Origin of the sequence: Enterobacter cloacae complex sp. IR5384, from assembly GCF_049237265.1 — a bacterium.
Taxonomy (GTDB): Bacteria; Pseudomonadota; Gammaproteobacteria; order Enterobacterales; family Enterobacteriaceae; genus Enterobacter; species Enterobacter cloacae.
On the sequence record NZ_JBMKHJ010000012.1, the window covers coordinates 86,775 to 109,472 of the forward strand.

Here is a 22,698-nt window from a genome sequence, read left to right on the forward strand (position 1 = left end):
AGCCGCCACCCGACAAAATCAACGGCGCGATCTCACCACCTGGTATCGACGGGTAAAGTACTCAAACGGCGCGCTCCACACATGTACCAGACGGGTGAACGGGAAGATGAGGAAGATTGTCATCCCCAGCACCAGATGAACGCGGAAGATGGGGGCAACGCCACTCAACATTTCCGATGAGCCGCCCTTAAACGTCACAATTCCCTGCGCCCAGCCGACCAGCTTCATCATCTCACTTCCGTCAGGATACTGGGCGGAGAAAGGAATGGTCGATAGCCCCAGAATGCACTGTATCAGCAGGATACTCATGATGATGATATCCGGCGTGGTGGAAGTGGCGCGCACCCGCTGGTTGAACAGGCGGCGAATCAGCAGCATGGACCCGCCAATCAACGTCAGCACGCCGCAAATCCCCCCTGCAATCATGGCTAACTGCTGCTTAACCGCGACGGGTAAAAACCAGGCATACATCCAGTGCGGGGTTAGCATGCCGAACAGGTGGCCGAAGAAAATCCCCAGGATCCCAATATGAAACAGGTTAGAGGCCCAGTTCATACCGCGTTTGCTGAGCATCTGGCTCGATGAGGCGCGCCAGGTGTATTGCCCGTAGTCGTAGCGCAACCAGCTGCCGAGGAAAAACACGGTGGCGCAGATGTAGGGGTAAATGTCATAGAAAAAGACGTTCAGGTAATGTGTCATTTTGGGCCTCCGGCGCTGACGTCTACGTACTGCGGCGCGACGTCCTGGCTAAAGCGTCGTTGATAGTGCTGCATCGGCGAGCTGTCGCACGATGTGGCGTTGTCTTCGATAAACTTGACCTGTTCCTCTTCCCATACGGCGTCCAGCGCCTGGCGGGTATCATCGCGTTTCTCCGTGGCCACCTGTTTCGCCACGCTGTCGCTGGAAAGCCGCGTTCCGGCCAACACCAGCAGGGCATCAAACAGCTGATAATGCGCCACGCCGCGCTGCTTCAGACGCCCGCCAATCAGCGCCAGGATAGGCGCGACGTTCTGCAATCCTTCGCGCGCCTCGTCGTCCGTAACGATACTGAGGTACTCCAGATAGAGCGGCAGATAGTCCGGCAGTTCGCGGCAGTCGAGCTGTAGCCCGGCTTTCTCATACTGGCCCATCAGGTCGACCATTGCCTGACCGCGATCGCGGGATTCAGCGTGAACATGCTCGAACAGCAGCAGCGAGGTCGCGCGGCCACGCTCAAATACCTCGCACCACTCGGCCTGTTTATCCAGCAGCGGGGCGCTCAGGTGCTGACGGGCAAACGACAGCAGCATGGGTGCGTCCTGCTCAATGAGCGAAAGCGCTTCCTCGCGATTTTCCCACAGGGTCTCATCGGGATACTCAATCAGCAGCGCGATGATTTTGAGGATCTGCATTACTCTCCCTCCCCATGTTCGCGCACCTCGGTGATGTTGATGGCATCAATCCGGCTGCTGTTGAAGAGGTTAAATTTGGTGTCAGAGCCGTGGCAGCCGTCGCCAAAGGTGAAGCCGCAGCCGTTACGTTCCGGGAAGGCATCGCGCGCCATTTCACGGTGGCTGGTGGGGATCACGAAACGATCCTCATAGTTGGCGATGGCCAGATAGCGGTACATCTCTTCAACCTGTTCCACGGTAAGGCCTACCTCCTCAATCGCACGGGTGTCCGTGACGCCTTCTACCGTCTGGGAGCGCTTGTAGTGTCGCATCGCCATCATGCGTTTAAGGGCGCGCAGCACCGGGCCGGTATCCCCCGCGCTGAGCATGTTCGCCAGATACTGCACGGGAATGCGCAGGCTCTCCACGGCAGGCAGGACGCCGTCGCTCTGCGGCAGGCCGCCTGCGTCAGCGTAGGACTGGATCGGTGACAGCGGCGGCACATACCAGACCATCGGCAGGGTGCGGTATTCCGGGTGCAGCGGCAGGGCCAGCTTCCAGTCCATCGCCATTTTGTAGACCGGGGAGCGCTGGGCCGCATCAATCACGTTCTGCGGAATGCCCTGTTTCAGCGCTTCTTCAATCACCGCCGGGTCGTTCGGGTTGAGGAACACGTCGCACTGGCGTTCGTAGAGATCGGTTTCATGCTCGGTGCTGGCGGCCTCCTCAATACGGTCCGCGTCATACAGCAGCACGCCGAGATAGCGGATGCGCCCGACGCAGGTTTCCGAGCAGACGGTCGGCTGGCCGGATTCAATGCGCGGGTAGCAGAAGATGCATTTTTCTGACTTGCCGCTCTTCCAGTTGAAGTAGATCTTTTTGTACGGACAACCGCTGATGCACAGACGCCAGCCGCGGCATTTGTCCTGGTCAATCAGCACAATGCCGTCCTCTTCGCGCTTGTAAATGGCGCCGCTCGGGCAGGTGGCGACGCAGCTTGGGTTCAGGCAGTGCTCGCACAGGCGCGGCAGGTACATCATGAAGGTGTTTTCAAACTGGCCGTACATCTCTTTCTGGATCTTCTGGAAGTTACGGTCGCGGGCGCGTTTTTCGAATTCGCCGCCCAGCAGCTCCTCCCAGTTGGGTCCCCAGACGATTTTATCCATCCGCTTGCCGTCAATCAGCGAACGCGGACGGGCGGTAGGGAGGTGATCCCCCTCCGGCGCGCGGTGCAGATCCTGATAATCGAAGGTGAAAGGCTCATAATAATCGTCAATCTGCGGCAGGACGGGGTTAGAAAATATTTTCGACAGCACGCCCATTTTGCCGCCGAGGCGCGGCGTCAGCTTACCGTGAATACCGCGGATCCAGCCGCCTTGCCACTCCTCCTGGTCTTCCCAGTTTTTCGGGTAGCCGATCCCCGGTTTGGTTTCGACGTTGTTAAACCATGCATACTCCATCCCTTCACGCCCGGTCCAGACGTTTTTACAGGTGACCGAGCAGGTGTGGCAGCCAATGCATTTATCGAGATTCAGTACCATGCCAACCTGTGAACGTATTTTCATTTTTTTGTCTCCTGTACCTGATCCCGACCTTCGCCATCCAGCCAGTTAATGTTTTTCATTTTGCGGATCATGATGAACTCGTCGCGGTTGGAGCCAACGGTACCGTAATAGTTGAAGCTGTACGCCAGCTGCGCGTAACCGCCAATCATGTGCGTCGGTTTCGGGCAGACGCGGGTCACCGAGTTATGAATACCGCCGCGCCGTCCGGTCACCTCGGAACCCGGAATGTTAAGAATGCGCTCCTGGGCGTGGTACATCATGGTCATACCCGGTGGCACGCGCTGGCTGACCACCGCGCGGGCGGTGAGGGCGCCGTTGGCGTTGAAGGCTTCAATCCAGTCGTTGTCCTCAATGCCCAGCTCACGCGCGTCGGTTTCACTGATCCAGACAATCGGCCCGCCGCGCGACAGAGTCTGCATCAGCAGGTTTTCACTGTAGGTAGAGTGGATGCCCCATTTCTGGTGCGGCGTCAGGAAGTTGAGCGCTTTTTCCGGGAAGCCGTTCGGCGGGATCTCGCGCATATGGCTGACGCTGCGGGTATCAATCGGCGGACGGTAAGCCACCAGACTTTCGCCGAAGGCACGCATCCACGGGTGATCCTGATACAGTTGCTGACGGCCGGAGAGGGTGCGCCACGGGATCAGCTCGTGAACGTTGGTATAACCCGCGTTGTAGGAGACATGCTCGCTTTCCAGACCGGACCAGGTCGGGCTGGAGATGATTTTACGCGGCTGCGCCTGAATATCGCGGAAGCGGATTTTTTCATCTTCTTTATTCAGCGCCAGGTGGGTGTGGTCGCGTCCGGTCAGTTCGCCCAGCGCTTCCCACGCCTTCACCGCCACCTGACCGTTGGTTTCCGGTGCCAGCGCAAGGATCACTTCGGCGGCATCAATGGCCGTCTCGATACGCGGACGGCCTTTCGCCGGACCGTCGAGCTTGACGTAGTTCAGCTTGCCGAGGAACTCGACCTCGTTTTGCGTGTTCCACGAGATCCCTTTCCCGCCGTTGCCGAGCTTGTCCAGCAAGGGGCCGAGGGAGGTAAAGCGCTCCCAGGTTTCCGGGTAGTTACGCTCGACGACCGCAATGTTCGGCGCGGTTTTGCCGGGGATCAAATCGCATTCGCCTTTGCGCCAGTCCTGAATATCAAACGGCTGGGACAGTTCCGCCGGGGAGTCGTGCTGCAGAGGCTGCAACACGACGTCCGTTTCCGTACCAAGATGGCCGACGCACACGTCAGAGAAAACTTTGGCGATGCCTTTGTAAATCTCCCAGTCGCTGCGCGATTCCCACGCCGGGTCGACGGCGGCAGACAGCGGATGAATAAACGGATGCATGTCGGAGGTGTTCATGTCGTCCTTTTCATACCAGGTGGCGGTGGGCAGGACGATGTCAGAGAACAGGCAGGTGCTGGACATACGGAAGTCAAGCGTGACCAGCAGGTCGAGTTTGCCCTCAATGGCGTTAGTCTGCCAGTCGACCTCTTCAGGCTTCACGTCATCGGTCGAGCCTAAATCTTCTCCTTGTATCCCGCTTTCGGTGCCGAGCAAATACTTGAGCATGTACTCGTGGCCTTTGCCGGAGGAGCCAAGCAGGTTCGAGCGCCAGACAAACAGATTGCGCGGGTGGTTTTTACCGCTGTCGGGCTGCTCGCAGGCGAAGCGGATATCGCCCGATTTCAACGCCTGAACGGTGTACTCCTGCGGCGTCATGCCTGCTGCCTCAGCGCGGGCTTTGATTTGCAGCGGGTTGAGGTTGAGCTGCGGCGCCGACGGCAGCCAGCCCATACGCTCGGCGCGGACGTTGAAGTCGATCAGGTGACCGGTGAATCGGGATGCGTCCGCCAGCGGAGAAAGCAGCTCCTGCGCCGTCAGCTTCTCATAGCGCCACTGGCTGGCGTGGTTGTAAAAGAACGAGGTGCTGTTCATCTGGCGCGGCGGGCGGTTCCAGTCCAGCGCGAAGGCCAGCGGCAGCCAGCCGGTTTGCGGACGCAGCTTCTCCTGGCCCACGTAGTGCGACCAGCCACCACCGCTTTGGCCTACGCAGCCGCAGAAGACCAGCATGTTGATCATGCCCCGGTAGTTCATGTCCATGTGGTACCAGTGGTTTACCCCGGCACCGAGAATGATCATCGAGCGTCCATGCGTTTTGTGCGCCGTGTCGGCAAACTCACGGGCAATTTTTTCAATCAGATACGCGGGGACACCGGTGATCTGTTCGCCCCAGGCCGGTGTATACGCTTTGATCTCACCATAATTTTCAGCCGCGTTACTGTCTTCCAGACCACGATCGAGACCGTAGTTGGCGAGCACCAGATCGTACACGCTGACCACATGTTTCTGGCTGCCGTCGGCAAGCGTCAGGGTTTTACTCGGTACGCGGCGGGTCAGCACCGGCTCCTGCTTCACGCTGCGAAAATGCGGGTTCTCATTACCGCCAAAGTAGGGGAAGGCGACATCCGCCACGCTGTCGTGGGTGATCAGCAGGGAAAGGGTCAACTCCGTTTCCTGACCCGCAGCCAGCGATTCCAGGTTCTCGCCCCAGCGGAAGCCAATGGAACCGTTAGGAACCACCAGATTACCGGCAATATCAAAGGCGACGGTTTTCCACTCCGGGTTGTTGGCTTCGCCCAGCCCGTCAACAAGGTCGGACGCCCGCAGCATGCGTCCCGGCACCAGACGACCATCGGCCTGCTCATCCAGCAGAACCAGCATCGGCATGTCGGTGTAGCGGCGGCAGTAGTTGAGGAAGTAGTCGCTTGGGTTATCGAGGTGGAACTCTTTGAGGATCACATGTCCCATGGCCATCGCCAGCGCGCTGTCGGTCCCCTGTTTGGGGGCGAGCCACTGGTCGCTCAGTTTGGCAACTTCTGAGAAGTCCGGCGTGATGGCAACGGTTTTGGTCCCTTTGTAACGAACCTCGGTAAAGAAATGGGCGTCGGGGGTGCGCGTCTGGGGAACGTTAGAGCCCCAGGCGATGATATAGCTGGAGTTGTACCAGTCGGCGGACTCCGGCACGTCGGTCTGCTCGCCCCAGGTCATGGGCGAGGCGGGAGGCAGGTCGCAATACCAGTCATAGAAACTCAGGCAGGTACCGCCGAGCAGAGAGAGATAGCGCGTACCGGCAGCGTAAGAGACCATCGACATCGCCGGAATAGGCGAGAAACCGGCCACGCGGTCCGGGCCATAATTTTTGATGGTCCAGACGTTGGCGGCGGCAATCAGCTGGTTCAACTCTTTCCAGTTCGAGCGGATAAACCCGCCTTTACCGCGTGCCTGTCGGTAGCTCTGCGCTTTTTGCGGATCGTTTTGAATGGCATCCCAGGCGAGTACCGGGTCGCTGTGCTGCGCCAGCGCCTCGCGCCAGAGTTCAATCAGCCTGCGGCGCACCAGCGGATATTTGAGGCGGTTGGCGCTGTAGAGGTACCAGGAGTAGCTTGCGCCGCGTGGGCAACCGCGTGGCTCATGGTTAGGCAGGTCCGGGCGAGTGCGGGGGTAATCGGTCTGCTGGGTTTCCCAGGTCACCAGTCCGTTTTTGACATAAATCTTCCAGCTGCAGGAGCCGGTACAGTTCACGCCGTGGGTAGAGCGCACAATCTTGTCGAACTGCCAGCGCTGGCGGTAGCTGTCTTCCCAGTCCCGGTTGGTGTGATACACCTGCCCGTGCCCATCGGCGAAACTGTCGCCTTTTGTTTTGAAGTAACGAAAGCGGTCCAGCAGTTTGCTCATGACATTTCTCCTGCTTCGATAGCATGGCCGGAGGGTGCTGCATCACGCTCCGGCGAAGATGTAGTTATTATTTTTATGAGGATTTACGGCCGTACACCAGCCAGGTGACGAGCACGCAGACGATGTAAAACACGAGGAAGACTTTCATGGCGCCGACCGGCGATCCGGTCATTGCCAGCGAGGTGCCGAAGGCTTTAGGGATAAAAAATCCGCCTACTGCGCCAATGGCGGAAATAAAGCCCAGCGCGGCAGCGGTGTCTGTCACGGCTTCATGCTGCGCCTGTTCATCGGTGCCACCTTGCTTTCTCACCCGGTCAATGGTGATTTGGCGAAAGATAATCGCAATCATCTGGAAGGTTGAGCCGCTGCCCAGCCCGGCGGTGAGGAACAACCCCATAAAGACCAGATAAAACGCGACAAAGCTGCCGGAGCCCGAGCCGGGCAGGGTCAGGAAGATCAGGGCGCTAAAGATGGCCATAAAGACAAAGTTGATGAGCGTGACGCGCACGCCGCCCAGCCTGTCGGAGATCATCCCGCCCGCTGAACGCGCCAGCGCACCAATCAGGGGGCCAAAGAAGGCAAGGTGAAGAATGTTAACGTCCGGAAACTGGGTTTTCGACAGCATGGCAAAGCCTGCCGAGAAACCGATAAACGAGCCGAAGGTCGCCAGATAGAGCAGGCTCAGCAGCCAGAGATGAAACCGCTTAAGCACCGGAAGCTGGCTGGCGATAGAGGCTTTTGAGCTGGCGATATCGTTCATGCCAATAAACGCCGCAATGGTGGCCAGCAGCAGAAGCGGAGCCCAGATCCAGGCGGCATTCGCCAGCCACATGGTGGACCCGTCCTCCAGAGGCACACCGTTTACCCCCAGAAAGGTGAACATCGGCAGAAAAATGACCAGTGGCGCGATCAACTGCATCACGCTGACGCCCAGGTTTCCCAGCCCGCCGTTGATTCCCAGCGCGCTACCCTGTCTGGATTTCGGGAAGAAAAAGCTGATATTCCCCATGCTGGAGGCAAAGTTAGCGCCCGCAAATCCGCAGAGCAGGGCAATGACGATAAAGACCCAGTAAGGCGTCGCGGTGTTCTGAATGGCAATCCCCAGCCAGACGCAGGGGATAATCAGGATCACGGTGCTCAATACTGTCCAGTTACGTCCGCCAAATATCGGCACCATAAAAGAGTAGGGGACACGCAATATTGCGCCGGAGAGAGAAGGTAATGCCGTTAGCATAAAAAGCTGATCGGTAGTGAAATTAAATCCGACTTTATTGAGGTTAACCGCAATGGCACTAAATAACATCCAGACGCAAAAGGCCAATAGCAGGCAAGCCACAGAAATCCATAGGTTTCTTCGCGCGATATGTTTGCCTTTATTCTCCCAGAATTGCGGATTTTCCGGTTTCCAGTTACTTAAAAGATGGTGATGACTTTTCTCACTTTGTTGTGACATATCGCCCTCTTGCTTACCCAAATGAAGATAAAAAATAAGTAAAAACAGCTAGATATGAGAAGGTCTGGTATTGTGGTTATTGGAAGTATTGAGATACATCTGAAAGGATAGATAAAAAAGCGAACCCCAGAGTTTGGAAATGAAATAGGGGTTCGCCTAATGTGTTACTAATTGTAACGGTGGGATTTAATTACTCAGATGGGAGTATTAAAACAACTCCAGAGAAATTAATTTATCAAGATGATTATTAAACGCAGCGTCATCCATTTCAGGCATGTTTAATAGATATATGCCGTCAAGGCCACACACCAGGCCAATTAAACGCCAGGCAATACTTGCTGCCGGGTCACCGGAACGGAATACGCCTGCATTCCTGCCAGCTTCAATAAGGGCAACCGTTTCCTGATGCCACATCTCCATTGTCAGCACATACGCGCCTTTGATCTCTGCGTCGCGGGTTGCGAGGATTTGCGCTTCTCGCCAGAGGCGAATGTAGGGTTCAAACCTGCCGTCATCGCTGCCGAGCATGGCATGTAAACGTGCCCGCCAGCTGGCGTGTTCCCCGAGCACATCCGCATCCAGCAGTTCGCGGATCAGCCGGATAAAGGCCAGCGATTTTAACTCACCGCCGGAGGTGAAATGGTGATGCACTTGCCCGGTTGCGACACCGGCTTCGGAGGCGATGCGGCGCACCGTCATGGCGGAAAATCCCTCGGCCAGCGCCACGCGCATGGCGGCCTGTAAGATCTCTTCCCGTCTTTCATCCCTGGTCAGATAACCCATTTTCTCTCACTCTTAAATAGCAATGAAACGAGTGTAACAAAGAGCTGGACAAGTGTTCAACATTCCGTAGGATCGCATCCTGGACATGTGTCCATTTTTATATAAAAAGGAAATTTATGTTTCGTCAGTGGTTAGCGTTAGTGATTATCGTGCTGGTGTATATCCCGGTGGCGATTGACGCGACGGTGCTGCACGTGGCGGCGCCGACATTGAGCATGACGCTGGGCGCCAGCGGTAACGAATTATTGTGGATCATCGATATCTACTCGCTGGTGATGGCGGGTATGGTGTTGCCAATGGGCGCGCTCGGCGACCGCATCGGTTTTAAACGGCTGCTGATGCTTGGCAGCACGCTGTTTGGCCTGTCATCGCTGGCGGCGGCCTTTGCCCCCTCTGCGGGCTGGCTGATTGCCGCGCGCGCCTCGCTGGCAATTGGCGCGGCAATGATCATACCGGCAACCCTTGCGGGTATACGCACCTTGTTTATTAACGCGCGAGATCGCAACATCGCGCTTGGCGTCTGGGCCGCGGTCGGGTCCGGCGGGGCGGCGTTTGGTCCGCTGATTGGCGGTATGCTGCTGGAGCATTTTTACTGGGGATCGGTCTTTTTGATCAACGTGCCGATTGTGCTGGTGGTGGTGTCGCTGGCCGCTGTCTATGTTCCGCGTCAGCAAGGGCGCCCAGAGCAGCCGCTGAATATTAGCCATGCCGTCATGCTGATTGTGGCAATTTTGCTGCTGGTCTATAGCGCCAAAACCGCGCTGAAAGGCGGGCTTTCTCCATGGCTGGTGGCCTGTACACTGCTCACCGGCGCGGTATTGCTGTTTATCTTCGTGCGTATTCAGCTTCGCGCCCGCGTGCCGATGATCGACATGCGCCTGTTTTGCCATCGCATCATTTTAAGCGGGGTGGTGATGGCGATGACCGCCATGATCGCCCTGGTGGGGTATGAATTGTTGATGGCTCAGGAGCTGCAGTTTGTGCATGGCTTTACCCCGTTTGAAGCGGGCATGTTCATGCTGCCGCTCATGGTCGCCAGCGGGTTCAGCGGCCCGATTGCCGGGATACTGGTTGGTCGTCTGGGGCTGCGCATGGTAGCGGCAGGCGGAATGGGGCTGAGCGCCGTCAGCTTTATTGGCCTGTCGATGCTCGACTTCAGCACGCAGCAGTGGCAGGCGTGGTGCCTGATGGTGCTGCTTGGCTTCAGTGCCGCGAGTGCGCTGCTGGCCTCCACCTCGGCAATCATGGCGGCGGCGCCGAAAGAGAAAGCCGCCGCTGCCGGGGCGATTGAAACCATGTCCTACGAACTGGGCGCAGGGCTGGGGATCGCGATATTTGGTCTGTTGCTGACCCGCAGCTTCTCGGCGTCGATTGAACTACCGCGGGGCTTACCTTCAACGCTGGCTGATAAAGCCTCGTCATCCATTGGCGAAGCGATGAAGGTCGCGCAGGATCTCAGTCCGGCGCTCGGTGAAACCGTCATTGAGGCGGCAAAAACGGCGTTTATCACGTCGCACAGCGTGGCGTTAGGCAGCGCCGGTGGGATGTTATTGCTGCTGGCGATTGGGATTTGGTTTAGCCTGGCGAACGCGCCGCAACAGTAAATGCAAGCCCGAAGGCGCTGCACCTTCGGGCTATTCACTCCTGCTGCAGCGGCGCGGTGTCGTTATCGCGTCAGCCGATAGTGCGACTGCACCAGACCCGACGGAAAGCTGCGGGTGGATAAAAGCGTCAAATCGATATCCCGGGGCAGCGAACCGAACAGCGGCTTGCCTGAGCCGATCAGGACAGGAACGGTGGTGATAACCATATCGGCCACCAGTCCTTCGCGCAGAAACGACTGGATCACCTGTCCGCCATCTAAATAGATGCGGTGTGCGTTCTGCACCGCCAGCTCATCAAGCGCTTCCTTTGGGGTACAGCGGGAGAACTGCACTTTACCTTTCAGCGGCTCGGGCACCTCGGTGTCAGCCAGCTGACTGGAGAGCACCAGCACGGGGCGGTTATAGGGCCATTGGTCAAAGGTCAGCACTTTCTCATAGCTTCCCCGGCCCATCACAATCCAGTCTTTGTCGGCAATGAACGCATCATAACCATGATCTTCCGTTGGATCATCGCGCTGGAGTAGCCAGCCGATATCGCCATCCTGGCGGGCAATGTAGCCATCAAGACTGACGGCGATAAAAACGTGGGTGGTAATCATCGAAGGCTCCCTGTTCAGGCTGTGACGTTAGGACAGTGACGAGAGCAGTATACCGGAACCGGGGGATGACGATCAGGGGAGCGAGCAGAGGGGCAAAAAAAAGCCAGCCGCAGGGGCTGGCTTTCTGGTGTGACAAATCTTAGAACTGGTAGGTCAGACCTACAGCAACGATATTGTCGGTAGCGATTTTAGCGTCTTTGGTGAACGCATTGTCGTCCAGCAGGTTGATTTTGTAATCAACATAGGTGGACATGTTTTTGTTGAAGTAGTAGCTCGCGCCAACGTCAACGTATTCCACCAGATCCTGGTCGCCGTAAGAACCGATGTCTTTACCTTTGGATTTCAGGTAAGCGATGGACGGACGCAGACCGAAGTCGAACTGGTACTGAGCCACAACTTCGAAGTTCTGTGCTTTGTTTGCAACGTGACCGTCACCGAAAGCCGTCATGTTACGGGTTTCAGAGTAGGTGGTTGCCAGGTAGATGTTGTTCGCATCGTACTTCAGACCGGCTGCCCATACTTCTGCGTTCTCGCCACCTGCGTTCAGGTCGCTTGCTGCACGAACCTGACGGTCAGTACGGTCAGATTTCGCGTAGGTTGCACCCGCTGCGAAGCCGTCGAATTCATAGGTAGAAGAGAGACCCCAGCCGTCACCGTTAGATTCGGTGATGTCGTTACGGTCGTTTTTACCCTGGTACTGAGCGGCAACGTTCAGACCGTCAACCAGACCGAAGAAGTCGGTGTTACGGTAAGTCGCTACGCCAGTTGTACGGCCAGTCATAAAGCCATCAGTCTGGGTCCAGGTATCGCCACCGAATTCTGGCAGAACGTCAGTCCATGCGCCGATGTCGTACGCCACGCCGTAGTTACGGCCGTAGTCGAAGGAACCGAATTCGTTGAATTTCAGACCTGCGAACGCCAGACGCGTTTTGTTACCGTCAGCACCCTGGGATTCAGAGCGGTTGCCCTTGAACTCATATTCCCACTGGCCATAACCGGTCATCTGGTCATTGATCTGAGTTTCGCCTTTGAAGCCCAGACGAACGTAGGTTTTGTCGCCGTCGTTGTCAGTATCATCAGAAAAATAGTGCAGACCTGTGACTTTACCGTACAGATCCAGCTTGTTACCGTCTTTGTTAAAAACTTCAGCCGCGTTTACAACGCCTGCTGCCAACATGGAAGTGACCGCCACTGCAACTAATTTAAGTTTCATCTTAAATATTCCTTATAATTTTCTTGGGTATTTCCTGAACCACTTCGAACGATTTCCAAACGAGGCTGTTCGTCAATGGCAAGCTATTTTTAAAAATCTTGTAGCCTGCTTTCAATAATAAGTTTCAAAATATTAAAGATAATTTCAATTAGTGTGATCGTGATCGGGTAAATTTCAGCTTTAAGGAATAAATTGCCTGAAAATTATGCATTTTGTGCGCGTTTTACCGCCATTTTCGTTGCGGGGAATATAATTATTACCATTTTTATTTCATGGTGTTAATTATCGTTTTTTCCGTGCTTTTGCAATCATTGCTGAAATTTACATTCATTAAAATCAGTGACTTATAAGATTAATCGCACGTTGATCTCGATGTGTGAAGTGAATGTTTTGCGGTGAATTATATTATTTTATGCTTTTTCTGACGTGACTGTTTGCTATGCAGTTATTACGTTCCGGTGTCAGTTTATGTCAATTTGCGCGCCATATCTTTACGAACGAGAGTTAATATAAACAGAAACTAAACCGCTTTCTATTATTTTGCTAAAGAGTGAATGGGCGATCACATTTTAAATTTATGTTAATTATGTGGCCGGGTTGTAATTAACCCGGCATCAGGAAAAGATTATTTTCGTGTGGCGTACCAGCACAGCAGAGAGCCCATACAGACCATGATGGCGCCTTGCCAGAATGAGAAGGACAGTGGGGCGCTCAACAACAGCGCCGCCAGCGCAGCGGATAAGACCGGGGTAAAATAGGACACGGCTGCCAGCACCGTGACGTTACCGTGAAGGATCCCAATATTCCACGACGCATAGCCCAGCCCCAGTGCGACGCCGCACATGAGTAATTTCACCACCACCGGAACGCTGAACACCATTTCCGGTTGATCGCTTAGGGCATATTTCACCCACAAACTCAGCGCGGTAAGCAACACAAAGAGCGTGATCCCGTTTTGTCCTTTGGCATATTTACTGGTTACCGTGCAGTACGCCGCCCAGATAAACGCGCCGGCAAATGCAAGGGCATAGCTGAGGGGGCTGGAGACAACATTGCGGATAATCTCATTCACCTGCAATCCCTGTTCGCCGCCCAATACCCAGCACACACCGAGTAAAGAGAGGGCTAATCCGGGGATCACCCACAGGGACGATTTCTGTCCGTTAAACAAAATGGCAAACACAATGGTCAGACTTGGCCAGAGATAATTCACCATGCCGACTTCAATCGCCTGTGAACGCGTAGCCGCATACCCTAACGACAGCGCCAGACAAATTTCGTAGCTCACAAACAGGAGGCTGCCGGCAATAAGATAGCCGGGAGTGAAGCGCCGGATTTGAGGAAATCCTACCGTCACCAGACAGAGTAAGCCGCTGACGGTATAGATCATGGCGGCACCCCCCACAGGCCCAAGCCCTTCACTCACGCTGCGAATGAGCCCCACCATGGTGCTCCATAACAAGATTGCTGCCAGCCCAATCAGCGTTGCTCTTTTTCTGTCCATACCCTTGCCATTACTCTCAAAACCAAAGGCAAAACTTATAGCACCGATCGCGCCCCGGTCGCGAATTATTCTCTTAAGCCGTTAATCAAAAAGAGGTATTTAAATGCGAGATGGCTGACTATTAAGGGGGCGAACACCGGCGACCTTGATTTGACGCAAAAAAAACAGGGACTTTGCTGTTAGTTTGCGGCGCGAAGTCTTATCCGTAAATGAGGACAACAATGGACGTCAGCCGCAGACAATTTTTCAAAATCTGCGCGGGCGGTATGGCCGGAACAACAGCCGCGATGCTGGGATTCGCTCCCAAAATGGCGCTGGCTCAGGCGCGCAACTATAAACTGCTGCGTGCCAAAGAGATCCGTAACACCTGCACATACTGCTCCGTGGGTTGTGGGCTTTTAATGTATAGCCTGGGCGATGGCGCGAAGAACGCCAGAGAGGCCATTTATCATATTGAAGGGGATCCAGACCATCCGGTGAGCCGTGGGGCACTCTGCCCGAAAGGGGCGGGACTGCTGGACTACGTTCACAGCGATAACCGTCTGCGCTACCCGGAATACCGCGCGCCGGGTTCCGACAAATGGCAGCGTATTTCCTGGGATGAAGCCTTCTCCCGGATTGCCAGACTGATGAAAGCCGACCGCGACGCCAACTTCATTGAGAAGAATGCGCAGGGCGTGACGGTGAACCGTTGGCTCTCTACCGGCATGCTGTGCGCCTCGGCGGCCAGCAATGAAACCGGCATGCTAACGCAAAAATTTGTTCGCTCCCTCGGGATGCTGGCGGTTGATAACCAGGCGCGCGTCTGACACGGACCAACGGTAGCAAGTCTTGCTCCAACATTTGGTCGCGGTGCGATGACCAACCACTGGGTTGATATCAAAAACGCCAACGTCGTGATGGTGATGGGTGGCAACGCCGCTGAGGCCCATCCGGTGGGGTTCCGCTGGGCGATGGAAGCGAAAAACAATAACGATGCGACGCTTATCGTCGTCGATCCGCGCTTTACGCGTACGGCATCGGTGGCCGATATCTATGCACCGATCCGCTCCGGTACGGACATTACGTTCCTGTCGGGCGTGCTGCTCTATCTGATTGAAAACAATAAAATCAACGCGGAGTACGTAAAACACTACACCAACGCCAGCCTGCTGGTGCGGGATGATTTTGCCTTCGATGAGGGGCTGTTCAGCGGCTATGACGCGGACAAACGTCAGTACGATAAATCGTCCTGGAACTATCAGTTCGATGAAAACGGCTATGCCAGACGCGATGAAACCCTGAGTCATCCACGCTGCGTGTGGAACTTGCTGAAACAGCACGTTTCCCGCTATACGCCGGACGTAGTAGAAAACATCTGCGGTACGCCAAAAGCCGACTTCCTGAAAGTGTGTGAGGTGCTGGCCTCTACCAGTGCCGCCGACAGAACCACCACGTTCCTGTACGCGCTGGGCTGGACGCAGCACACCGTTGGTGCGCAGAACATCCGCACCATGGCGATGATTCAGCTGCTGCTCGGCAATATGGGTATGGCGGGAGGCGGGGTAAATGCCTTGCGCGGTCACTCCAACATCCAGGGCTTAACCGATCTGGGTTTACTCTCGACCAGCCTGCCAGGTTACCTGACGCTGCCGTCGGAAAAACAGGCCGATCTGCAAACCTATCTCACGGCGAATACGCCAAAAGCGACGCGTACGGAGCAGGTGAACTACTGGAGCAACTATCCGAAGTTCTACGTCAGCCTGATGAAATCGTTTTATGGCGATGCGGCGCAGAAAGAGAACGACTGGGGCTTTGAGTGGCTGCCGAAATGGGACCAGACCTACGACGTCATCAAGTATTTCAACATGATGGATAAGGGCAATGTTACGGGCTATATCTGCCAGGGCTTTAACCCGGTAGCGTCCTTCCCGGACAAAAACAAAGTGGTTCGCAGCCTGAGCAAGCTGAAGTACATGGTCGTTATCGATCCGCTGGTGACGGAAACGTCTAACTTCTGGCAGAACCACGGCGAGATGAACGATGTGGATCCCGCATCAATTCAGACCGAGGTCTTCCGCTTGCCGTCTACCTGTTTTGCCGAGGAAGACGGTTCGATCGCCAACTCCGGTCGCTGGTTACAGTGGCACTGGAAGGGGCAGGATGCGCCGGGTGAAGCGCGTAATGACGGTGAAATTCTGGCAGGGATTTACCATCGCCTGCGTGAGATGTACCGCACTGAAGGTGGCAAAGGCGCTGAACCGTTGCTGAAGATGAGCTGGAACTATAAGCAACCGGATCACCCTGAATCCGAAGAGGTGGCCAAAGAGAACAACGGCGTGGCGCTGGCCGAACTCTATGACGCCAACGGTAATCTGGTGGCGAAGAAAGGCCAGCTGCTGAACAGCTTTGCGCTCCTGCGCGATGATGGTTCCACCGCGTCGTCCTGCTGGATCTACACCGGCAGCTGGACCGAGCAGGGCAACCAGATGGCCAATCGCGATAACGCTGACCCGTCCGGGTTGGGCAATACGCTGGGCTGGGCCTGGGCATGGCCGCTAAACCGTCGGGTGCTGTACAACCGTGCGTCGGCGGATATCAACGGTAAACCGTGGGATCCGAAACGGATGCTGATCGCGTGGAACGGCGCGAAATGGGCGGGGAATGATATTCCTGACTTCAACACCGCGCCACCGGGCAGTGAGACCGGGCCGTTTATTATGCAGCCGGAGGGGCTGGGACGCCTGTTTGCCCTCGACAAGCTGGCAGAGGGGCCATTCCCGGAACACTACGAGCCGATGGAAACGCCGCTCGGCACGAACCCGCTACACCCAAATGTTATCTCCAGTCCTGTCGTGCGTATCTACGCTGACGACGTGTTGCGTTTAGGCAAAAAGGACAAATTCCCGTATGTGGGAACCACCTATCGCCTGACGGAGCATTTCCACACCTGGACCAAGCATGCGCGGCTTAACGCCATCGCGCAGCCGGAACAGTTTGTGGAGATAAGCGAAACGCTGGCGAAAGCGAAAGGGATTGCCAATGGCGATCGCGTGACGGTGAGCAGCAAACGTGGCTTTATCCGTGCGGTTGCGGTGGTCACTCGTCGTCTGCAGACGTTGAACGTGAATGGTCAGCAGGTGGAAACCGTGGGTATCCCTCTGCACTGGGGCTTTGAAGGTGTGGCGCAGAAAGGCTATCTCGCCAATACCCTGACGCCAAACGTTGGCGATTCCAACTCGCAAACGCCGGAGTACAAGGCGTTTCTGGTCAACATCGAGAAAGCGTAAGGAGCGAGTAAATGGCGATGGAAACACAAGACATTATTAAACGCTCCGCGACCAACCCGATAACGCCCGCGCCGCGCGCGCGGGATTATAAGGCCGAAGTCGCCAAGCTTATCGATGTCTCTTCCTGCGTGGGCTGCAAAGCCTGCCAGGTGGCTTGTTCGGAGTGGAATGATATCCGCGATGAGGTAGGGCACTGCGTTGGCGTTTACGACAACCCGGCCGATCTGAGCGCCAAATCCTGGACGGTGATGCGTTTTAGCGAAACTGACCAGAACGGCAAGCTGGAGTGGCTGATTCGAAAAGACGGCTGTATGCACTGTGAAGATCCGGGCTGCCTCAAGGCCTGCCCGTCTGCAGGCGCCATCATCCAGTATGCGAACGGGATCGTCGACTTCCAGCAGGATAACTGTATCGGCTGCGGATATTGCATTGCGGGTTGTCCGTTTAACATCCCGCGCCTCAATAAAGAGGATAACCGGGTATACAAATGCAACCTGTGCGTAGACCGCGTCAGCGTCGGGCAGGAGCCTGCCTGCGTCAAGACCTGTCCAACCGGGGCCATTCACTTCGGCACCAAGAAAGAGATGCTGGAGGTGGCGCAGCAGCGCGTGGACAAACTAAAAGCGCGCGGCTACGACAAGGCGGGCATCTACAACCCGCAGGGGGTGGGCGGTACGCACGTGATGTACGTTCTGCATCACAATGACCAGCCGGAGCTGTACCACAATCTGCCGAAAGATCCGGCGATCGATACCTCCATCAACCTGTGGAAAGGGGCGCTAAAACCACTCTCGGCGGCGGGCTTTATCGCCACCTTTGCCGGGCTGATTTATCACTACATCGGTATCGGGCCGAATAAAGAGGTGGATGACGACGAGGAGGAGCATCATGAGTAAGTCGAAAATGATAGTGCGCACAAAGTTTGTCGATCGCGCCTGTCACTGGACGGTGGTGATCTGCTTCTTCCTGGTGGCCGTATCCGGAATTTCGTTCTTCTTCCCGACGCTGCAATGGCTGACGGAAACGTTCGGCACGCCGCAGATGGGGCGTATTCTGCACCCGTTTTTTGGCGTACTGATTTTTGTGGTGCTGATGTTTATGTTCGTGCGTTTCGTCCACCACAATATCCCGGACAAGCAGGATATTCCCTGGCTGAAGGGCATTATTGAGGTCCTGAAGGGGAACGAACATAAAGTCGCGAAGGTCGGTAAATACAATGCCGGACAGAAGATGATGTTCTGGAGCATCATGAGCATGATTTTCGTCCTGCTGGTGACCGGTGTGATCATCTGGCGTCCTTATTTTGCGCAGTACTTCCCGATGCAGGTCATCCGCTACGCGCTGCTGATCCACGCAACCTCAGCCATCATTCTGATCCATGCCATTTTGATCCATATGTATATGGCGTTCTGGGTTAAAGGGTCGATTAAAGGCATGATTGAAGGGAAGGTGAGCCGCCGCTGGGCGCAGAAACACCACCCACGCTGGTACCGGGAAGTGGAGCGACAGGAAGCGAAACAGGAGAGTACGGAAGGGATGAAGTAAAACGTCCTGCGCCGTCGGCTTTGCCCGGCGGCGCTTCGCTTGCGCGGGCCTACGTTATGTGTTCGTCACTAACGCATCTATCGCTGCAATGACGGTACTTCTTGCGCTGCGAAGATTACATACAAAATTTTTATTATTTAATTTCTTTTTCTCCACGTGTGTTATGCCCGCGGTGTTGAGAAAATATCTCTCAAATTCAATGTTTATTAATGGTGTGGCGGCGTTGTAATGCCCATGTAGGTTATTATGATAGCTTAAAGGAACAATCAGTCTTGTTGATAAGTCATCATAATAGTCATGTTGAATTATCATAAAATAAGGCTGGTATTCGCGCGTTTTGTCTGAGGGGTTACGATAAACATCGAACTGAAAGCACATTAAAGCCCTCCAAAATAAGGGTCATCTGATAATAATCCCGCTTTAGCAGTAAATTCATTCATGGCTTTTATGAACTCCTGATCCTGATGGTGCTGGCGTTTACGTTCCTCTGGAGTCAAGGCCTGACGCGGTATTCTCTCTATCCGGGGTGGTCTGCCACTGCCGTTTTCTGTTCGGTTTGGTTTCATTTTTAGCCTCCTTTGTTGGTGCGGTCATTATCAACCGCAGCCAACAAAAAACAATACCGTTTCCCCTGGTAATCTTCATTATGCGAGCCGTATTCCAGCTTATCAGAATTTCTCCGCAATATATCGGAAAGGATATTTTGTCGGTTTGACTTTGCCAATTTTTCGCTTCGGCAAATCCACTTTTTCAACGTGAAGTTCTTTATACGGGATCTGCGAAAGCAGATGGGAGATAATATTCAACCGCACGCGTTTTTTATCTTCCGAGCGCGCCACAAACCACGGTGCCCAGGCAGTGTCCGTGGAGGCAAACATGGCATCCCGCGCTACGGTGTATTCATCCCATAAATTGAACGATTTAATATCCATAGGCGATAATTTCCAGATCTTGCGGCCATCGTTGATGCGATCGCGTAGCCTGCGTTCCTGCTCTTTCGGCGTCACTTCAAGCCAGTATTTCAGCAAAATGATCCCGGCATCGACCATCGCTTTTTCCATCACCGGTGCGCCATCAAGAAACTTTTCAACCTGTTCCGGCGTGCAGAACCCCATCACCCGTTCAACGCCTGCGCGGTTGTACCAGCTGCGGTCAAAAATAACGATTTCACCGGCAGCGGGCAGGTGCGGAACATAACGCTGGAAATAAAGCTGCGTTTTCTCTTTCTCTGTAGGCGCAGGCAGCGCGACAACCCGGAATACGCGCGGGCTGACGCGTTCGGTTATCGCTTTTATGGTGCCGCCTTTACCGGCCCCGTCGCGTCCCTCAAACACGATGCAGACTTTCAATCCTTTGGCGACAACCCATTGCTGGAGTTTGACCAGTTCAACGTGAAGGCGACGAAGCTCTTTTTCATACTCTTTTGTTTTCAGAGGGGCATTTTTAACGACATCAACAGCGACGCTGGTTTTCTTGTTACTTGCCATGATTGTCATCCTCAGGTTGTCCGATCGCGGGGAAGAAGCGAGGCCGCATTAAGAAGTGTAATTCACCTGAATTAATGGATTAACGTGTCAGTCTGCTGATTTGAACTGGCTCACCATACAAGATTATTCAATAATGCCCGCTGCGAATTTTCACTCGTGGTTGTGGTATGAAAAAGACAATTTTCTCGTTAGCCCTTAGCACGTTTGGCCTGGGCATGGCTGAATTTGGCATTATGGGTGTCCTGACGGAACTGGCGCATGATACCGGTATTTCCATTCCCTCCGCCGGAAATATGATTTCGTTTTACGCCTTTGGCGTGGTGATTGGCGCGCCGATTGTGGCGCTGTTTTCCAGTAAGTTCTCGTTAAAAACCACGCTGCTGTTTCTGGTTGCCCTGTGTGCGGTGGGCAACGCGATGTTTACCTTTTCCACATCCTATTTTTGGCTGGCTGCAGGGCGCTTAATCTCGGGGTTCCCGCACGGCGCAATTTTCGGTGTGGGGGCGATTATCCTCTCGAAAATAGCGCCACCGGGTAAGGTGACGGTGGCCGTGGCGGGGATGATCGCCGGGATGACCGTGGCGAATCTGGTGGGGGTTCCGTTTGGAACCTGGCTGGGGCATACATTCAACTGGCGTTATACCTTTTTCCTGATAGCCCTGTTTGACGCGCTGGTGATCCTCTCGGTGCTGGTGTGGGTACCAAACCTTCATGACGCATCAGAAATAAAACTCACCGAGCAGTTTCACTTCCTGAAAAAACCGGAACCGTGGCTGATCTTCGCCGCCACCATGTTTGGCAACGCTGGTGTTTTTGCGTGGTTCAGTTTTGTGAAGCCGTTTATGGTCAATGTCTCTGGCTTCTCCGAGGGGCTGATGACGATCATCATGATGTTGATGGGCCTCGGCATGGTGCTGGGTAACCTGCTGAGCGGGAAACTATCGGGCCGTTTCAGCCCGCTGCGTATTGCTGCCACCACCGATATGGTGATTGTCGCCTCACTGTTATTGCTTTTCGCCTTTGGTGAACAGAAAACCGCGTCGTTGGTGATGGGGTTTATCTGCTGTGCCGGGCTGTTCGCACTCTCTGCACCACTGCAAATTCTGCTGCTGCAAAATGCGAAAGGAGGGGAAATGCTTGGTGCCGCAGGCGGACAGATGGCGTTTAACCTGGGCAGTGCGATTGGCGCGTATTTTGGCGGAATGATGATTACGCTCGGTTTCAGCTGGAGCTATGTCACGCTACCGGCGGCGATTTTATCCTTCCTTGCGATGAGCGCGCTGCTGGCGTATGGCTATCTGCGCGCCCGGCGGGCTCAGTCTGATGCTCGTGCGCTGGCCTGAGTGCCGGAATATGGTCATAAAAAACCGCCCCATAAACGGAGCGGTTAGTGGGTACGGACCGTTACGAGCGTAAATCAATCACCATACGGCCGCGGATCTGGCCCTGTTCCATCTCTTTGAAGATGGCGTTGATATCTTCCAGCGGGCGCATCGTCACTTTTGGCACCACTTTGCCTTCGGCTGCAAACTGGAACGCTTCCTGCAGATCCTGACGGGTACCAACCAGCGAGCCGACCACCTGGATACCGTCCAGCACCAGACGGGGGATATCAAGACTCATGGCTTCCGGCGGCAGGCCAACGGCCACCACGCGACCACCGGCACGCACCGCGTCCACCGCCGAGTTAAACGCTGCTTTCGCGACCGCCGTTACCACAGCCGCATGCGCGCCGCCGGTTTTTTCCTGCACGATTTTAGCGGCATCTTCGCTGCGGGAGTTGATGGTTAAATCCGCCCCCATGCTTGCAGCCAGCTTCAGCTGTTCGTCGTTAACGTCAAGGGCGATGACTTTGGCGTTGAAGACGTTTTTCGCATACTGCAGCGCGAGGTTACCCAGTCCGCCCAGGCCGTAGATCGCAATCCACTGGCCCGGCTTGATATGGGAGACTTTTACCGCTTTGTAAGTGGTGACGCCGGCACAGGTTATGCTGCTGGCCGCAGCGGAATCCAGCCCGTCAGGCACTTTTACCGCGTAATCCGCGGTGACAATGCACTCTTCAGCCATGCCGCCATCAACGGAATAACCGGCGTTTTTCACATCGCGGCACAGGGTTTCGTTGCCGGTATTACAGTATTCACAGTGGCCGCAGCCCTCAAAGAACCACGCGACGCTTGCACGGTCGCCGACTTTCAGTGACGTCACGCCAGGCCCAACTTCTTTCACGATCCCAATCCCTTCGTGGCCCAGGATCACACCGGTTTTATCACCGAAATCGCCATTTTTGACGTGGAGGTCAGTATGGCAAACGCCACAGCACTCCATTTTGAGCAGGGCTTCGCCGTGCTTCAGTGGGCGTAAGGTTTTTTCGGTAACATTGACCTGATGATCCTGTGTAACAACAGCAGCCTTCATAGGTTTCTCCTTGTTTCTGATGGGTATGTGTATCGCAGGGGAATACTACTTAAGGATTAATAGTTTAGAGGTGTTATGCAAGGCGGCGGCAACATAATGTCACCAATTGATGCGATTTCAGATTAAGAATACAGCGATCCTCTAATAATTAGGGGGGAATTCACTG

Annotated in this window: 18 protein-coding genes; 5 read left to right on the plus strand and 13 right to left on the minus strand. The window is 55.0% G+C overall.

The genetic code is table 11. The features are described from left to right. Positions 1 to 18: 18 nt before the first annotated feature. From narI to ACOTX3_RS12285, 6 genes are all read right to left on the minus strand, one after another. Complete coding sequence (narI, locus tag ACOTX3_RS12260; RefSeq protein WP_014883923.1) at positions 19 to 699, minus strand: respiratory nitrate reductase subunit gamma; 681 nt, start codon at positions 697 to 699, stop codon at positions 19 to 21. After that, positions 696 to 1,391: a nitrate reductase molybdenum cofactor assembly chaperone gene (gene narW / locus ACOTX3_RS12265; protein ID WP_013096513.1), complete on the minus strand. Its 696-nt coding sequence runs from the start codon at positions 1,389 to 1,391 to the stop codon at positions 696 to 698. Before narW ends, narI begins: the two co-directional genes overlap by 4 nt. Further along, the gene (gene narH, locus ACOTX3_RS12270; RefSeq protein WP_029883343.1) at positions 1,391 to 2,935 is read right to left on the minus strand and encodes a nitrate reductase subunit beta; all 1,545 of its coding nucleotides are present in this window, start codon (positions 2,933 to 2,935) and stop codon (positions 1,391 to 1,393) included. The genes narW and narH overlap by 1 nt, the downstream gene beginning before the upstream one ends. Beyond that, positions 2,932 to 6,660, minus strand: coding sequence for a nitrate reductase subunit alpha (locus tag ACOTX3_RS12275; RefSeq protein WP_127869041.1), 3,729 nt, complete (start codon positions 6,658 to 6,660; stop codon positions 2,932 to 2,934). Before ACOTX3_RS12275 ends, narH begins: the two co-directional genes overlap by 4 nt. A 73-nt stretch (positions 6,661 to 6,733) precedes the next feature. Beyond that, on the minus strand, positions 6,734 to 8,113 hold the full coding sequence (locus ACOTX3_RS12280) for a NarK family nitrate/nitrite MFS transporter (protein WP_058678654.1): 1,380 nt from the start codon (positions 8,111 to 8,113) through the stop codon (positions 6,734 to 6,736). Positions 8,114 to 8,320: 207 nt separating this feature from the next. Continuing rightward, the gene (locus tag ACOTX3_RS12285) at positions 8,321 to 8,896 is read right to left on the minus strand and encodes a TetR family transcriptional regulator (RefSeq protein WP_045294179.1); all 576 of its coding nucleotides are present in this window, start codon (positions 8,894 to 8,896) and stop codon (positions 8,321 to 8,323) included. A 116-nt stretch (positions 8,897 to 9,012) separates the two neighbouring features. On the opposite strand from ACOTX3_RS12285, the gene ACOTX3_RS12290 reads away from it, so the two are divergent. Then, positions 9,013 to 10,500, plus strand: coding sequence for an MFS transporter (locus tag ACOTX3_RS12290; protein WP_045903025.1), 1,488 nt, complete (start codon positions 9,013 to 9,015; stop codon positions 10,498 to 10,500). 62 nt (positions 10,501 to 10,562) lie between these two features. Here the strand turns inward: ACOTX3_RS12290 and ACOTX3_RS12295 are convergent, their stop codons facing one another. The 3 genes from ACOTX3_RS12295 to yddG all read right to left on the minus strand — a co-directional run bounded on the left by ACOTX3_RS12295 (position 10,563) and on the right by yddG (position 13,816). Continuing rightward, positions 10,563 to 11,099: a dihydrofolate reductase family protein gene (locus ACOTX3_RS12295; RefSeq protein WP_040022632.1), complete on the minus strand. Its 537-nt coding sequence runs from the start codon at positions 11,097 to 11,099 to the stop codon at positions 10,563 to 10,565. Positions 11,100 to 11,238: 139 nt separating this feature from the next. Further along, positions 11,239 to 12,312, minus strand: coding sequence for a porin OmpC (gene ompC, locus ACOTX3_RS12300; RefSeq protein ID WP_013096520.1), 1,074 nt, complete (start codon positions 12,310 to 12,312; stop codon positions 11,239 to 11,241). 625 nt (positions 12,313 to 12,937) lie between these two features. Next, entirely contained in the window at positions 12,938 to 13,816 is an 879-nt protein-coding gene (yddG, locus tag ACOTX3_RS12305) for an aromatic amino acid DMT transporter YddG (RefSeq protein WP_040022630.1), read from the minus strand. Between the two features lie 221 nt (positions 13,817 to 14,037). Here yddG and fdnG point away from each other — a divergent pair, with 221 nt between their 5' ends. Genes fdnG through fdnI form a run of 3 tightly spaced genes read left to right on the plus strand, consistent with a single transcriptional unit; the run spans position 14,038 to position 18,630 of the window. After that, a complete protein-coding gene (gene fdnG, locus ACOTX3_RS12310) occupies positions 14,038 to 17,085 on the plus strand; it encodes a formate dehydrogenase-N subunit alpha (RefSeq protein WP_161496890.1) in 3,048 nt (1,015 codons plus the stop codon). A gap of 11 nt (positions 17,086 to 17,096) precedes the next feature. Continuing rightward, positions 17,097 to 17,981, plus strand: coding sequence for a formate dehydrogenase subunit beta (fdxH, locus tag ACOTX3_RS12315; RefSeq protein WP_127869043.1), 885 nt, complete (start codon positions 17,097 to 17,099; stop codon positions 17,979 to 17,981). Next, positions 17,974 to 18,630 carry a formate dehydrogenase-N subunit gamma gene (gene fdnI, locus ACOTX3_RS12320; protein ID WP_013096526.1) on the plus strand — a complete coding sequence of 219 codons (657 nt, stop codon included), beginning with the start codon at positions 17,974 to 17,976 and terminating at the stop codon, positions 18,628 to 18,630. Before fdxH ends, fdnI begins: the two co-directional genes overlap by 8 nt. A gap of 54 nt (positions 18,631 to 18,684) precedes the next feature. Here fdnI and ACOTX3_RS12325 read toward each other — a convergent pair whose 3' ends face one another. The 3 genes from ACOTX3_RS12325 to ppk2 form a co-directional block, all read right to left on the minus strand. Beyond that, positions 18,685 to 19,008: a CcdB family protein gene (locus ACOTX3_RS12325; RefSeq protein ID WP_071830020.1), complete on the minus strand. Its 324-nt coding sequence runs from the start codon at positions 19,006 to 19,008 to the stop codon at positions 18,685 to 18,687. Beyond that, positions 19,008 to 19,196, minus strand: coding sequence for a type II toxin-antitoxin system CcdA family antitoxin (locus ACOTX3_RS12330; RefSeq protein WP_058678656.1), 189 nt, complete (start codon positions 19,194 to 19,196; stop codon positions 19,008 to 19,010). The genes ACOTX3_RS12325 and ACOTX3_RS12330 overlap by 1 nt, the downstream gene beginning before the upstream one ends. A gap of 102 nt (positions 19,197 to 19,298) precedes the next feature. Continuing rightward, a complete protein-coding gene (ppk2, locus tag ACOTX3_RS12335) occupies positions 19,299 to 20,117 on the minus strand; it encodes a polyphosphate kinase 2 (protein ID WP_013096528.1) in 819 nt (272 codons plus the stop codon). A gap of 167 nt (positions 20,118 to 20,284) precedes the next feature. Between ppk2 and araJ the strand changes: the two genes are divergently transcribed. Then, positions 20,285 to 21,460, plus strand: a complete 1,176-nt coding sequence (araJ, locus tag ACOTX3_RS12340) for an MFS transporter AraJ (RefSeq protein WP_058678657.1) — start codon at positions 20,285 to 20,287, stop codon at positions 21,458 to 21,460. Between the two features lie 61 nt (positions 21,461 to 21,521). On the opposite strand, the gene adhP is transcribed toward araJ, so the two are convergent. Then, positions 21,522 to 22,532, minus strand: a complete 1,011-nt coding sequence (adhP, locus tag ACOTX3_RS12345; RefSeq protein ID WP_013096530.1) for an alcohol dehydrogenase AdhP — start codon at positions 22,530 to 22,532, stop codon at positions 21,522 to 21,524. Positions 22,533 to 22,698: the final 166 nt, after the last annotated feature.